This window comes from Kribbella sp. C-35, from assembly GCF_046549195.1.
GTDB lineage: Bacteria > Actinomycetota > Actinomycetes > Propionibacteriales > Kribbellaceae > Kribbella.
Map to the genome: position 1 here is coordinate 2,402,058 of NZ_JAJPWG010000001.1, position 12,457 is coordinate 2,414,514.

Below are 12,457 nucleotides of genomic sequence, written 5' to 3' on the forward strand. Positions count from 1 at the left end.
ACAAACCTATGCGGGAGCTCGCACCGAGGATGCGCGGGCTGAGAGGGCGACAGCTGGGTCGCCGACCGCCTGAACCTGACCGGGTAATGCCGGCGTAGGGATTGGGGTCACTCATGACCGATACAGCTGTTCGTCCTGCCGGCACCACCGAGGCGCCGCTCGTCCTCACCACCGATGCGCCGCGCACGCTCGGGTTCTTCGACCAGTTCACGCTCTGGGGCAACTTCGGCATCTCCCTGTTCGGCCCGGTGACCGGTGCGCTCGTGGCGGCGTACACGGGCTCGCTCTGGCAGGGGCTGCTCGCTGTGGTCGTCGGCTGCGGCATCGGTGCCCTCGTGCTCGGCGGCGCGGCCGTCTTCGGGTCGCAGACCGGTGCGCCCGCGATGGCGAGCCTGCGCGGTCTGTTCGGCCGCCGCGGCTCGATCGCGCCGACCGTGCTGAACATCGCGCAGAACGTCGGCTGGGCGACGATGGAGATCATCGTGATCTCACAGGCCGCGGTCGCGGTCACGAGCGAGCGGTGGCGCTGGCTGTTCGTCGTACTCGCCGGAATCATCGCGACCGCGATGGCGGTCCGTCCGCTCGGCAGCGTGAAGATCCTGCGGAAGTTCATGGTCTGGCTGGTGCTGCTCGCGTCGGTGTACCTGTTCGTGCAGGTGCTCAGCAAGCCGGTGCACGCGTTGCCGCAGGACAGCGTGTTCGGCTTCTGGCCGGCCGTCGACCTGGCCGCTGCCGGCGTCGTGTCCTTCGCGCCGCTGGCCGCGGACTACACGCGGCACTCGCGGACCAACAAGGCCGCGTTCAGTGGTTCCGCACTCGGCTACGGTCTGGCCGCGATCGCGTACTACGCGCTCGGTGTCGTCGCTGTGGCGACGCTGCAGACCAACAGCGAGGACGTGATCACCGCACTGGTCACACTGCCTGCCGGTGCGATCGCGCTGCTCGTGCTGCTGGTGGACGAGGTCGACGAGGCGTACGCGAACGTCTACTCGACCACGATGGCCGCGCACAACCTGATCGGCCACATCGACCGGCGGTGGATCTCGGTCGCGATCGGCGTACTCGCCACCGGTATCGCCCTGTTCGTCGACCTGGGCAACTACACCCAGTTCCTGTACCTGATCGGCTCGGTCTTCATCCCGCTGTTCGCGGTCGCGATCGCGGACTTCTTCGTGGTCAGCAAGATGAAGTGGGACGTCTCCGATACGGCGAAGTTCCGCTGGCAACCGACCGCCGCCTGGCTGATCGGCTTCGTCGCCTACCAGTTGGTGAACCCCGGCACCGTCTCCGCCTGGTCCCCCTTCTGGGCCAAGATCCAGCAGGCCCTCTTCAACCACCAGCCGGTGCCGGGCTGGCTCGGCGCGACGTACACCTCGATCATCGTCTCGATGCTGGCCGCCGTGCTACTCGGCCGCATCGGCCGCAGGCCCGCCGCCTAGCGGTACTCGGGGTTCTCGAAGTCGAAGCGGCAGCCGGCGTCCCACTCGGAGCGCTGGTTGCCGTGGGCAGGGATCCCGCCGGCGTCCTTCAGAATCCTTGCCAGGTGCAACAGGTTCCAGGTCATGAACGTGGTGTTCCGGTTCGTGAAGTCGTTCTCCGGACCGCCGGATCCGACGTCGAGGTACGACGGACCGGGGCCGGCCTCACCGATCCAGCCGGCGTCCGCCTGCGGCGGGACCGTGTACCCGAGGTGCTGCAGCGAGTAGAGGACGTTCATCGCGCAGTGCTTCACGCCGTCCTCGTTCCCGGTGATCAGGCAGCCGCCGACGCGCCCGTAGTACGCGTACTGCCCGTGTTCGTTGAGGATCGACGAGCTGCCGTACAAGCGTTCGATCACCTGCTTGGTGACCGAGCTGTTGTCGCCCAGCCAGATCGGGCCGGCGATCACCAGGATGTCGGCGGCCATCACCTGCTGCTGGATCGCGGGCCAGGCGTCCGTCACCCAGCCGTGCTCGGTCATGTCGGGCCAGACACCGGTCGCGATGTCGTGGTCCACGGCGCGGATCACGTCGACCCGTACACCTTGTTTCTCCAGGATCTTCCGGCTCACGTCCACCAGGCCCTCGGTATTGCTGCGCTCCGGTGACCGTTTCAGCGTGCAGTTGATGAAAAGCGCTCGCAGGTCGTCGTACGTCGTCATGTTTGCAGTGTGCGTAGGCACGCGGCGGCGGCGCGAGAGTACGGCGATTACCGCTCGCTTTCCGAACCGTGACTGGAACTGACCCGTGATCCCCGTGATACTTGCGGTCATGCTGAACTCCGCACTGCGTAGTCGGGCCGAATATGCGGAACTCGGGGCCGATGGGTTGGCCGCGCGTACTTCGCCTGAGCGGGACGCGTTGATCGTCAAGGCGGTCGAGGAGCTGCTCGAGGGGCGGGAGTCGGTGCTCGACCTGTGCTGCGGGTACGGGCGGATCGCGCTGCCGCTGCGTCGCGCCGGCAAGGTGGTGCGTGGGCTGGACATCTCGCCGAACCTGCTCGAGGCCGGCCGCGCCCGGGCTGCCGAGGAAGAGCTCGCGATCGACTGGGCGATCGGCTCGATGACCGATCTGCCGTACAAATGGGACTCGTTCGACGCGGTGATCTGCCTGTGGACGGCGTTCCACGAGCTGTTCGCCGAGGACGAGCAGATCTCCACGATCTGCGAGATCTCCCGGGTGCTGAAGCCGGGCGGGATCGCGATCATCGAGGGCCCGGTCTGGGGACCGGCGACCGCGGCCGAGATCGCCAACGGGATGCGGCAGGGCCCGGAGCACCGGATCGTCACCACCGAGCACGACGACGACCGCAGCAGCGTGCACTTCATCCACGACGAGATCAGCTACGGCCGGCTCTGCGCGGCCGCCGGAATCGACGACTACAAGGTCTACAAACGCGACTGGGGCGGTCGCCGCCGGCTGATCCTGGAGATCCACCAGCCGGCAACTTCCTGACATGTCAACAGGAGCAGATCCCCACTCCACATTGGGGATCTGCTCCTTATTTCACCGAGTGTAAATCCATTCCCGGCAATTCCGGAAAACTCAGCTTTTTGCTTCGAGATTCAGCAAGAATCGTTTTGCGTCGAGCCCCCCGGCGTACCCGGTGAGCGCCCCGTTCGCGCCGACCACCCGGTGGCACGGCAGGACGACGCAGACCGGGTTCGCGCCCAGCGCCGTACCGACCGCGCGGGCCGCCTTGGGCTTGTCGATGTCGGCGGCAACGGTTCCGTACGTCGTCGTCGCGCCGTAGCTCGTGTGCGCCGGCAGGTCGTTCAGCACGAGCCGCTGGAACGGCGTCGCGAGCACCAGGTCCACCTCGACGTCGAAGGCCCGGCGGTCACCGGACAGGTACTCGTCGAGCTGCCGTCGTACGTCGTCCAGCGGCCGAGGCTGCCGTAGTACCCGCGGGGACACGGCCTGGGCGAGCCGGTTGGTCATCGTCTCCTCGTCGCCGAACGAGCTGGCGACGACGCGGCCGCCGGCCACCGCGAGCAGCAAAGTCCCGATCGGGGTGTCGTGCAGTGTGTAGGCAACGTCGGCGTCCGGGAAGAGGGGTGGTTTCGGGTCGGGGGTGGTGAGCCGGGTCAGCCGGCTCTCGAGATCAGTCATCGTGTACTCCGAGTTTCGTGCGCAGGGTCGCCAGCGCGTCGCTGACGAGCCGGCGCGACGCGGCGGGCGTGGTGTCCAGAGCGGCGGCCACGCCGTGGTGGTCCAGGTCGCCGACGTACTTGAGCGTGATCGCGAGGCGTTGCCGCTCCGGGAGTTCGTTGACCGCCCGCCACAGGTCGGGGTCCGGCCAGGCCGCGGCCTCCGGCCCGTCGACCGCGACCGGCGGCGCCTCGTCCAGCGGGCGCTGCGGTTTCCGCGCCCGGTGGACGTCGGTCGCGCACCGGGCGGTGATGGTGAGGAGCCAGCTGCGCAGGTTCTTCGCCGAGGTCAGCTCCGGGTACGCCGCATACGCCTTCTCCCAGGCGCGCTGCGCGACGTCGTCGCCGTCCTGCCCGGCCATCGCCCACGCCAACCTGGCGACGTCCCGCCAGTGTGCGTCGATCAATGCCTGGAACGGCGGCAACCCGACCTTCTCCCGAACCATCACGTCAGTAGAACGCACCGACCGCCGAACGTGTGAGGGCAAGCCGACGGCGTGTCGTCCCACCGGCTGGTCGGTTTCGGACACCCGTCCCGGATGGCGAGATTGTCTAGTTTCTAGGTAGACATTGATGTGAAGATAGCTGACATGACGACGACACTCCTCACCCGCCGTCGCGTCATCGATCTGCTGCGGACGGCGAGCGCCACCTGTTAGAGGGCATCTGGGAACCCTGCTCTCGCTGCTGCCTGCATGAGGCCTGTCTGATCACGCCTCTCACACATCACCTGTGGTCCCTGCCCCGTCCGAGGGAGAGACATGTCTTTACCTGCCCTGAATCGTCCTGCCCTGGCCGTAGTCCCTGACCGCTCCGAGGAACGGATCGTGGACGCCGACGTCTACAAATCCGTGTTCCGTCGCCACGCCGCCGGCGTCGTGGTGATCACCGCGGACTCCGGGCACGGCCCCGTCGGCTTCACCGCGACCTCGCTGGTCTCGATCAGCCTGCTGCCGCCGCTGGTCTCGTTCGCGATCGCGACCAGCGCCTCCAGTTGGCCGACCGTGAGTACGGCGAGCAGCGTGGTGATCAACTTCCTGTCCGCCGACCAGCACGCGATCGCCGGCCGGTTCGCCACCAGCGGCATCGACCGGTTCGCCGAACCGACCCGCTGGTCGCGGCTGGCCACCGGCGAGCCCGCGCTCGACGACGCCCCGAGCTTCCTGCGCGCGCAGATCGCGCACCGTTTCGCCGTCGGCGACCACTACCTGGTCGTCGCCCGCCTCGCCACCCATACCGAACGTCGTGAGCACGAGCCGCTGCTCTACCACGACGGCCGCTACGCGAAAGCACACCATGTCTAGAAAACGCCTCTTCTCCGCCCTCGCCCTGCTCGCGCTCGTCACCGGCTGCGGCAGTAACGCAGCCGCCGACGACGCCGCGAAACTGTCGCTCGACGCCCCGCTCCCGACCACGGTCCCCGACGGCGCCAAGATCGTCGTCGGCGATCCCGCCACCGAGGTCGCGCTGAAGCTGTCGGGCCAGTACGACACAGTCTCGAAGTACGTCCAGTTCGCCAACCTGAGCGGCGGTCCGCAGACCACCGAGGCGTTCCGGGCGCACGCTCTCGACCTCGGTTCGGTCGCCGAGATCCCGTCGATCCACGCAACCTGGACCGGCCTGCACGTCAAGATCGTCGCCTCCAAGTTCCGCCAGGACCCGATCGGCCACCCGATCTACAAGCTCGGCATCGCGCCCGGGGTGTCGGTGAAGACGCTCGGCGACCTGCGCGGCAAGAAGATCGCCTACAGCCCGGGGCAGGCGCAGGGCGCGCTGATCCTGAAGGTGCTGAAGAAGGCGGGCCTCACCAAGGAGGACGTCAAGCTGATCGAGATCCCCAGCACCGGTGACGTGTACACGCAGGCGCTGGCCGGCAAGCAGGTCGACGTCGCCCCGATCGGCGGCGTACAGATCAAGCGCTACCTGACCAAGTACGGCAAGGACGGCGCCAGCACGATCGACCACGGCCTGCGCGACGACGCCGGCCACCTGTACGGCCCGGTCGAGTCCCTCGAGGACCCGGCGAAGGCCGCGGCCATCCGCGCGTATGTCGCTGCCTGGGGCGTCGCCCAGGAGTGGATCGACAAGCACCCCAAGGAATGGATCCAGGGGTACTACGTCAAGGACCAGGGCCTGAGCGCCGCCGACGGGCAGTGGCTGGTCGACAACGCCGGTCACCCGGACATCCCGGCGGACTGGAGCGACGCGATCCAGCGGCAGCAGGAAACCATCGAGCTGCTCGCCAAGGAGACCGGCAACAAGGTCATCCAGGCCAAGGACCTGTACGACCTGCGGTTCCAGACCGTCGCCGCGGACGCGATCAAGGGAGGCGCCAAATGAGTGCGACCACGCTGCCCGGACTGCGGCCGCGCACGGCTTCGACCCCCGTCGTACGGCGCCGGCGTCTCGGACCCGGGAAGCCGATCAAGTTCGGCGCCGCGATCGGGCCGGTCCTGCTGCTGGTGATCTGGAGCATCGGATCCGCCACCGGTTGGATCGACCAACGAGTACTGTCCGCGCCGTGGACCGTGGTGACCACGGCCGGCGACCTGATCGCGGACGGCCGTCTCCAGTCGAACCTGTGGACGTCCGCGCAGCGAGCACTGATCGGACTCGCGCTCGGCATCGTGCTGGGCGTGGTCCTCGCGCTGATCTCCGGCCTGTCCCGGCTCGGTGAAGCGGTCCTCGACGGGCCGATCCAGATCAAGCGCGCGATCCCGTCGCTGGCGCTGCTGCCGTTGCTGATCCTCTGGCTCGGCATCGGCGAGTCGATGAAGATCGTCACCATCCTGCTCGGGGTGTTCGTGCCGATCTACATCCACACCCACAACGGCCTGCGCACCATCGACAGCCGGTACGTCGAACTCGCGCAGACCGTCGGGTTGTCGCAGTGGGAGTTCATCCGGCGCGTGGTCCTGCCGGGCGCACTGCCCGGCTTCCTGCTCGGGCTGCGGTTCGCGGTCACCGGCGCGTGGCTGTCGCTGGTCGTCGTCGAGCAGATCAACTCCACCAGCGGCATCGGCTACATGATGGAACTGGCCCGCACGTACGGGCAGACCGACATCATCATCGTCGGCCTGGTCGTCTACGGCATCCTCGGCCTGCTGTCCGACGCGGTCGTCCGCCTGATCCAGAGGAAGGCCTTGTCATGGCGACGAACGTTGGCCTCGTAACCGTCCAGGTCCGCGACCTGGTACGCCGGTACGACGAACGCGCCGTCCTGGACGGAGTGGACCTAGACATCGAACCGGGTGAGTTCGTCGCCCTGCTGGGCAAGAGCGGATCCGGTAAGAGCACGTTGTTGCGCGCCCTGGCCGGTCTGGATCACGACGTCGACGGATCCGGTGAGCTCGCCGTACCGGAGAACGTCTCGGTCGTCTTCCAGGACTCGCGGTTGTTGCCGTGGGCAAGAGTTCTCGAGAACGTCGTGCTCGGTCTGGGCGGCGCGGACGAGCGCGGGCGGCAGAGCCTCGAAGAGGTCGGGCTGGCCGGCCGGGAGAAGGCCTGGCCGAACGAGTTGTCCGGTGGTGAGCAGCAGCGGGTCGCGTTGGCGCGGTCGCTGGTGCGGGAGCCGGAGCTGTTGCTCGCCGACGAGCCGTTCGGTGCGCTGGACGCGCTGACCCGGTTGAAGATGCACGTGTTGCTGCGGAAGTTGTGCGCCGCGCACCAACCCGCCGTACTACTGGTGACGCACGACGTCGACGAGGCGATCGTGCTGGCCGACCGGGTGATCGTGCTCGACGCCGGCCGGATCGTCGCCGAGGAGACCATCACGTTGCCGGCGCCGCGGAGTGCGGCCGATCCAGGATTCGCCGCGGTCCGTTCGCGGCTTCTCGACGCCTTGGGAGTTTCGGTATGAGTAGGCAGTTGCACCTGAACGCGTTCCTGATGAGCACCGGGCACCACGAGGCGTCCTGGCGGCTGCCGGAGAGCGATCCGTTCGCGAACACCTCGGTGGCGCACTACCAGGCCCTGGCGCAGTTGGCCGAGCGCGGCAAGTTCGACTCGATCTTCTTCGCGGACTCGCCGGTGCTGTTCGGCAACGTCGGGCGGCGTCCGGCCGGTTCGCTGGAGCCGACCGTGTTGCTCACCGCGATCGCGGCCGCCACGTCGCGGATCGGGCTGATCGCCACGGCGTCCACGACGTACAACGATCCGTTCAACCTGGCGCGGCGGTTCGCCAGCGTGGACCACGTGAGCGGTGGGCGCGCAGGCTGGAACGTGGTGACCACCGCGGGTCCGGAGGCGGCGCGCAACTTCAATCTCACCGATCAGCCGGCGCACGCGGAGCGGTACGACCGCGCGGCGGAGTTCCTCGAGGTCGCGTACAAGCTCTGGGACTCGTGGCAGGACGATGCCGCGATCGCGGACAAGGCCGAAGGCGTCTGGGCGGTGCAGGAGCGGGTGCAGCCGATCGACCACGTCGGGCGGCATTTCCAGGTCCGCGGGCCGCTGAACCTGCCGCGGTCGCCGCAGGGGCATCCGCTGATCGTCCAGGCCGGGTCGTCCGAGGACGGCAAGGGCTTGGCGGCGCGGTACGCCGAGGCGGTCTTCACCGCGCAGCAGACGCTGGAGGACGCGCAGGACTTCTACCGGGACCTGAAGGCGCGTACGGCGGCGCTCGGCCGGGATCCGGAGACGATCAAGATCCTCCCGGGGATCGTGCCGGTGATCGGCTCCACGGTCGAGGAGGCTCAGCGCTTGGAGCGGCAGCTGGACGAGCTGATCCGGCCGGAGTACGCACGGTTGCAGCTGGCGAAGACGCTGCGAGTCGACCCCGAGGACCTGCCGTTCGACCAGCAGCTCCCCGCGGATCTCCCCGACGAGGACGAGATCGAGGGCGCGAAGAGCCGGTACACGCTGATCGTGACGCTCGCCCGGCGCGAGAACCTGACCGTTCGCGAGCTGATCGGCCGGCTCGGCGGCGGGCGCGGGCACCGTACGTTCACCGGTACGCCGGAGCAGGTCGCGGACGCGATCCAGCACTGGTTCGAGGCCGGTGCGGCCGACGGCTTCAACGTGATGCCGCCGGTGCTCCCGTCCGGCCTCAGGACGTTCGTGGACGAGGTGATCCCGATCCTGCAGGCCCGCGGCCTGTTCCGGACCGAGTACACCGGCACGACGCTGCGCGAGCACTACGGTCTGGCCCGGCCCGCCGGACGGACTCCTCAGCTGCAGGAGGCGACTGCCTGAGGTCGTTGAGGGTCCCGTCAGGTGGCGGGACCCTCAACTCACGCGTACGACGAGCTTCCCGACCGCCTTGCCGTCCTGCATGATGCGGTGCGCCTCGCCGATCTCGTCCATCGTGAAGACACGGTCGATCCGGATCGGGAGCTTGCCGGCCGCGACCAGGTCGACGTACCGCTGGAACGCGTCCGCGGGCAGATCCGAGCTCTCGCCGCCGTACGCCGTCAGCCGGACACCGTTCGGGAGGTATCCGATCGGGTAGAAGTCCGGAATCGTCCAGCTGTCGCTGAGCATTCCGGTGAAACACACCGTCCCGTGCACTGCGGTCGCCTTCAACGTGTCCGGCAGCACATTCGTGCCGACGAGTTCGAGCGCCGCGTTCACCCCGTCCGGCCGGATTTCCCGGACCTTCTCCGCAACGTTGCCGTCGTCAACGATCGGGTGATCGACACCGAGTTCGCGCAACACCTGCATTCGTTGGGGATTCCGCGTGGTCGAGAACACGGTCAGCCCGTGTTCCTTCGCCAGTACTGCGGCCGCGACGCCGACCGACGACGTACCGCCGCGGACCAGCAGTGCCTGCCCCGGCTCGATCCCGAGACCGGTGTGGAGCGAGCCGTGCGCCGTCTGCAGCATCTCCGGCAGCGCGCCGAGCGTCGCCCAGTCCAGGTCGGTCGTCACCGGGATCACCGACGCCGCCGGTACGACGGTGTACTCGGCGTACCCGCCGTCGTACTCGCGGCCCATCCCGCCCATCATCGCCACCACCTGCTGCCCCGGCGCGAACTCACCGCCCGGCGCCAGGTCGATCGTCCCGGCCGCCTCGATCCCGGGGATCACCGGGAACCGCGCGTTCGTCGCGAGGCCCGCGCGGAGGTGATACTCCGACCGGTTCAGGCCGAACGCCTCCACCTTGATCCGCACCCACCCGGCCGGCGGCTCCGGCACCGCGACCCGCCGTACCCGAAGCTCCTCCGGCTCCACCGGCCCGTCCAGCACGATCGCCCGCATGTCCATGTCGGCAATCCTGCCTGACCGTGTGAAAGAGTTTCTTCCATGGGGAAGCTCCCACGGGTGGTCGCGCACCGCGGTGCCAGCGACGTGAACCCCGAGCACACACTGGCGGCGTACCAGCGAGCGATCGATGTCGGCGCGGACGGGCTCGAGTGCGACGTCCGGCTGACCGCCGACGGCCATCTGGTCTGCGTCCACGACCGCCGGATCGAGCGCACTTCGAACGGCCGTGGCGTGCTGTCCACGATGAGCCTCGAAGAGCTGGAGAAGTACGACTGGGGCTCGTGGAAGCGCCCGTGGGCCGAGCTGGACGACGAGGCCGAGTTGCCCGGTCTCGACGTCCGGAAGGTGCTCACGCTCGACACGCTGCTCGCGACCGTGCGGGACGCGGGCCGGCCGGTCGAGCTGGCGATCGAGACCAAGCACCCGACCCGGTACGCCGGGCTCGTCGAGCGGCGCCTGATCGAGGCCCTCGACCGCTTCGGTTGGGCGCACCCGAAGGTCGGAACGGAGTCCCCGGCCCGGGTGATGAGCTTCTCCTGGCTCTCCCTGCGCCGGATGCGGACGTTGGCGCCCGGCCTGCGCACCGTCCTGCTGATGGACCGCGTCCCATTGCGCTTCCGCGACGGCTCGCTACCGACCGGTGTCTCGTACGCCGGACCGAGCCTGGAGATCGTCACAGCGCACCCGGAGTACGTCGATCGCGCGCACAAGCACGGACATCAAGTCCACGTTTGGACCGTGAACGCCGAGAACGACATCAGGCACTGCCGCGAGATCGGCGTCGACGCCGTGATCAGCGACCGCCCGGACGTCGCCTTGCGGGTCCTCGCGGAAGGGTCGGAAGGAGTAGGACGTCGTACCTGACCTGCGAGTTTGTGACACGCCGGAACGAATTGGTGTGGCTTGTGTCACGCGGTCCGGATACGTAGCGAGGCGAATGCGGGCGGTTATTGCAACGTTCAATTCCGGCGATTTCGTCACGGTTTCCCGGGGTTTAGGCGTGATCTCCGCTCGGCTATGTAACGGAATATCCATCGGTGTTTTCCGGGGCGGGATCGTGGGGAGAAGTCCTTGTGGCTGAACCGATCATCGAGGAGACCCTGCTTGTCCTCTGCGACCCTGCCCGCCGACGTGAGCGTTGTGGACGTCGTACTGCCGCACGAAGTGTCCGCGGTAGCGGACGCCCGCCGCCGTCTGGCCGCCTACCTGAAGCGCCACCGGGTCACCGACGCCGCCTGTGACGACGCGCAGTTGGTGCTCTCGGAGCTGCTCTCCAACGCGATCCGGTACGCGCCCCCGCTGCCGGCCGGTGAGGTACGCGCCGCGTGGTGGATCGACCGGGCCGGGATCCATGTCGAGGTCACCGACGGGCGCGGCGACACCGAGCCGCAGCGGATCAGCGACACGCACCCGGAATCGGTCGGCGGCCGCGGCCTGGCCATCGTCGACGTTCTCACCTCCAGCTGGGACGTCCGCACCGCCGCCCGCCACCGCACAGTGCACGCGGTCGTCCCGAGCTAGTTCGCTCTCGGGTACTCGGGGCTGCAAGACTGCGGGGTTATGGGAAAGAAGTCGCGGCAGCGCGCGAAGAACACGACGACGACCGTCACGCTCGACCCGGCCGATCTGGTGGATGTCGGGCCGCGGGAACCTTGCCCGTGCGGTTCGGGCAAGCGGTTCAAGCAGTGCCACGGCAAGGACCGGGCGCAGGCCGCCGACACCTTCGTGGTGCGGCCGTTCGAAGGGCTGCCGTCGGAGTGCGACCTGATCGCGTTCCGCGAGATCGTGCCGTCCGGCACGGTGCAGGTCGAGCTGACCGGTGAGAACGCCGGCAAGATCGTCAACCTCGTCACCCTGTTGCCGATGGCGATGCCGGGTGTGGTGCGCGACGACGAGACGATCTGGATCGGCATGCAGACGCACGCCTCGTCCGGCGACCCGAGCCGCGACCTCGGCCACGCGATCACCACCGCGCTGCAGACCGAGCCGGGGAACCCGGTCCAGGTCGGCGACCTGATGAAGGACGGCCCGCGGCTGCAGGACCTGATCGACACCGGCAAGCCGATCGAGATCAAGGTCCACGAAGGCTTCGAGTACTGGGTCGGCGAGAACGTCGAGGACCCGACCGGTGAGGTCGCGGCCGGCCTGGAGCGCGCGAACGCCGCGGCGGCTCCGACGGTCCGGCTGGAGTCGGTCGAGGCGGCGTACTGGACGAAGATCGGCGACCGCATCTACCTGCGCTGGGTCATGCCGCACACCGAGGACACGCTGCTCGACGCGCTCGCCCGGCTGCACGCCGCCGGTGGCTCCGCGCTCATCGACGGCAGCCGCCTGATCGGCTCGTTCCGCGCCCTCGGCGTCCTCGCACCGGTCTGGGAGCTGCCGGCCGGCACGGAGGCCGCTGACGTCGAGAAGCCCGCCGCCGACTTCGCCACCGCCCTGGAGAAGGCTCTCGCCACCGACGCCCCGCTGAGCACCGAGGAGCGCGCCGCCCGCGCCGGCCTCGCCAGCCGCCAGCTCACCATCCGCTGAACAGCAGAACGCCCGGCTGAATCATCAGCCGGGCGTTCTGTTCACTCAGAGTGGTCTAGGCCGTGATCGTTAAAATCAGCCCAGTACGTGGAC

14 protein-coding genes and 1 riboswitch are annotated in these 12,457 nt (G+C 68.4%); of the genes, 10 read left to right on the forward strand and 4 right to left on the reverse strand.

Going from position 1 to position 12,457, the window contains the following annotated elements; genetic code table 11:
• Positions 1-118: riboswitch (TPP riboswitch) on the forward strand.
• Positions 114-1,439: a purine-cytosine permease family protein gene (locus ACLJOO_RS12175; RefSeq protein ID WP_410786993.1), complete on the forward strand. Its 1,326-nt coding sequence runs from the start codon at positions 114-116 to the stop codon at positions 1,437-1,439. Its footprint overlaps the riboswitch before it by 5 nt.
• Here the strand turns inward: ACLJOO_RS12175 and ACLJOO_RS12180 are convergent.
• Positions 1,436-2,140 carry a flavodoxin family protein gene (locus tag ACLJOO_RS12180; RefSeq protein ID WP_410786994.1) on the reverse strand — a complete coding sequence of 235 codons (705 nt, stop codon included), beginning with the start codon at positions 2,138-2,140 and terminating at the stop codon, positions 1,436-1,438. The genes ACLJOO_RS12175 and ACLJOO_RS12180 overlap by 4 nt on opposite strands.
• Positions 2,141-2,249: 109 nt before the next feature.
• On the opposite strand from ACLJOO_RS12180, the gene ACLJOO_RS12185 reads away from it, so the two are divergent.
• Entirely contained in the window at positions 2,250-2,933 is a 684-nt protein-coding gene (locus ACLJOO_RS12185; protein ID WP_410786995.1) for a class I SAM-dependent methyltransferase, read from the forward strand.
• A gap of 90 nt (positions 2,934-3,023) precedes the next feature.
• Here the strand turns inward: ACLJOO_RS12185 and ACLJOO_RS12190 are convergent, their stop codons facing one another.
• A complete protein-coding gene (locus ACLJOO_RS12190; RefSeq protein WP_410786996.1) occupies positions 3,024-3,590 on the reverse strand; it encodes a methylated-DNA--[protein]-cysteine S-methyltransferase in 567 nt (188 codons plus the stop codon).
• Positions 3,583-4,074: an RNA polymerase sigma factor gene (locus ACLJOO_RS12195; protein WP_410786997.1), complete on the reverse strand. Its 492-nt coding sequence runs from the start codon at positions 4,072-4,074 to the stop codon at positions 3,583-3,585. The genes ACLJOO_RS12190 and ACLJOO_RS12195 overlap by 8 nt, the downstream gene beginning before the upstream one ends.
• Before the next feature lie 315 nt (positions 4,075-4,389).
• On the opposite strand from ACLJOO_RS12195, the gene ACLJOO_RS12200 reads away from it, so the two are divergent.
• Genes ACLJOO_RS12200 through ACLJOO_RS12220 form a run of 5 tightly spaced genes read left to right on the forward strand, consistent with a single transcriptional unit; the run spans position 4,390 to position 8,821 of the window.
• The gene (locus ACLJOO_RS12200; RefSeq protein WP_410786998.1) at positions 4,390-4,932 is read left to right on the forward strand and encodes a flavin reductase family protein; all 543 of its coding nucleotides are present in this window, start codon (positions 4,390-4,392) and stop codon (positions 4,930-4,932) included.
• A complete protein-coding gene (locus ACLJOO_RS12205) occupies positions 4,925-5,968 on the forward strand; it encodes an ABC transporter substrate-binding protein (RefSeq protein WP_410786999.1) in 1,044 nt (347 codons plus the stop codon). The genes ACLJOO_RS12200 and ACLJOO_RS12205 overlap by 8 nt, the downstream gene beginning before the upstream one ends.
• On the forward strand, positions 5,965-6,801 hold the full coding sequence (locus ACLJOO_RS12210; protein ID WP_410787000.1) for an ABC transporter permease: 837 nt from the start codon (positions 5,965-5,967) through the stop codon (positions 6,799-6,801). The genes ACLJOO_RS12205 and ACLJOO_RS12210 overlap by 4 nt, the downstream gene beginning before the upstream one ends.
• Positions 6,777-7,487: an ABC transporter ATP-binding protein gene (locus ACLJOO_RS12215; RefSeq protein WP_410787001.1), complete on the forward strand. Its 711-nt coding sequence runs from the start codon at positions 6,777-6,779 to the stop codon at positions 7,485-7,487. Before ACLJOO_RS12210 ends, ACLJOO_RS12215 begins: the two co-directional genes overlap by 25 nt.
• The gene (locus ACLJOO_RS12220) at positions 7,484-8,821 is read left to right on the forward strand and encodes an LLM class flavin-dependent oxidoreductase (RefSeq protein WP_410787002.1); all 1,338 of its coding nucleotides are present in this window, start codon (positions 7,484-7,486) and stop codon (positions 8,819-8,821) included. The genes ACLJOO_RS12215 and ACLJOO_RS12220 overlap by 4 nt, the downstream gene beginning before the upstream one ends.
• Positions 8,822-8,854: 33 nt before the next feature.
• On the opposite strand, the gene ACLJOO_RS12225 is transcribed toward ACLJOO_RS12220, so the two are convergent.
• Positions 8,855-9,832 carry a zinc-binding alcohol dehydrogenase family protein gene (locus ACLJOO_RS12225; RefSeq protein ID WP_410787003.1) on the reverse strand — a complete coding sequence of 326 codons (978 nt, stop codon included), beginning with the start codon at positions 9,830-9,832 and terminating at the stop codon, positions 8,855-8,857.
• Between the two features lie 39 nt (positions 9,833-9,871).
• Between ACLJOO_RS12225 and ACLJOO_RS12230 the strand changes: the two genes are divergently transcribed.
• From ACLJOO_RS12230 to ACLJOO_RS12240, 3 genes are all read left to right on the forward strand, one after another.
• Positions 9,872-10,696 (forward strand): glycerophosphodiester phosphodiesterase, encoded by an 825-nt coding sequence (locus ACLJOO_RS12230; protein WP_410787004.1) that lies wholly within the window; start codon positions 9,872-9,874, stop codon positions 10,694-10,696.
• 240 nt (positions 10,697-10,936) lie between these two features.
• Positions 10,937-11,353: an ATP-binding protein gene (locus tag ACLJOO_RS12235; protein WP_410787005.1), complete on the forward strand. Its 417-nt coding sequence runs from the start codon at positions 10,937-10,939 to the stop codon at positions 11,351-11,353.
• 39 nt (positions 11,354-11,392) lie between these two features.
• Positions 11,393-12,364, forward strand: coding sequence for a DUF5926 family protein (locus ACLJOO_RS12240; RefSeq protein ID WP_410787006.1), 972 nt, complete (start codon positions 11,393-11,395; stop codon positions 12,362-12,364).
• The last annotated feature ends 93 nt before the right edge of the window (positions 12,365-12,457 follow it).

Coding starts and splice junctions, on each gene's coding strand:
- ACLJOO_RS12190 (WP_410786996.1), bottom strand. CDS start 3,590: ATGACTGATCTCGAGAGCCGGCTGACCCGGCTCACCACCCCCGACCCG.
- ACLJOO_RS12220 (WP_410787002.1), top strand. CDS start 7,484: ATGAGTAGGCAGTTGCACCTGAACGCGTTCCTGATGAGCACCGGGCAC.
- ACLJOO_RS12180 (WP_410786994.1), bottom strand. CDS start 2,140: ATGACGACGTACGACGACCTGCGAGCGCTTTTCATCAACTGCACGCTG.
- ACLJOO_RS12195 (WP_410786997.1), bottom strand. CDS start 4,074: ATGGTTCGGGAGAAGGTCGGGTTGCCGCCGTTCCAGGCATTGATCGAC.
- ACLJOO_RS12210 (WP_410787000.1), top strand. CDS start 5,965: ATGAGTGCGACCACGCTGCCCGGACTGCGGCCGCGCACGGCTTCGACC.
- ACLJOO_RS12200 (WP_410786998.1), top strand. CDS start 4,390: ATGTCTTTACCTGCCCTGAATCGTCCTGCCCTGGCCGTAGTCCCTGAC.
- ACLJOO_RS12225 (WP_410787003.1), bottom strand. CDS start 9,832: ATGGACATGCGGGCGATCGTGCTGGACGGGCCGGTGGAGCCGGAGGAG.
- ACLJOO_RS12185 (WP_410786995.1), top strand. CDS start 2,250: ATGCTGAACTCCGCACTGCGTAGTCGGGCCGAATATGCGGAACTCGGG.
- ACLJOO_RS12230 (WP_410787004.1), top strand. CDS start 9,872: ATGGGGAAGCTCCCACGGGTGGTCGCGCACCGCGGTGCCAGCGACGTG.
- ACLJOO_RS12215 (WP_410787001.1), top strand. CDS start 6,777: ATGGCGACGAACGTTGGCCTCGTAACCGTCCAGGTCCGCGACCTGGTA.
- ACLJOO_RS12205 (WP_410786999.1), top strand. CDS start 4,925: ATGTCTAGAAAACGCCTCTTCTCCGCCCTCGCCCTGCTCGCGCTCGTC.
- ACLJOO_RS12175 (WP_410786993.1), top strand. CDS start 114: ATGACCGATACAGCTGTTCGTCCTGCCGGCACCACCGAGGCGCCGCTC.
- ACLJOO_RS12240 (WP_410787006.1), top strand. CDS start 11,393: ATGGGAAAGAAGTCGCGGCAGCGCGCGAAGAACACGACGACGACCGTC.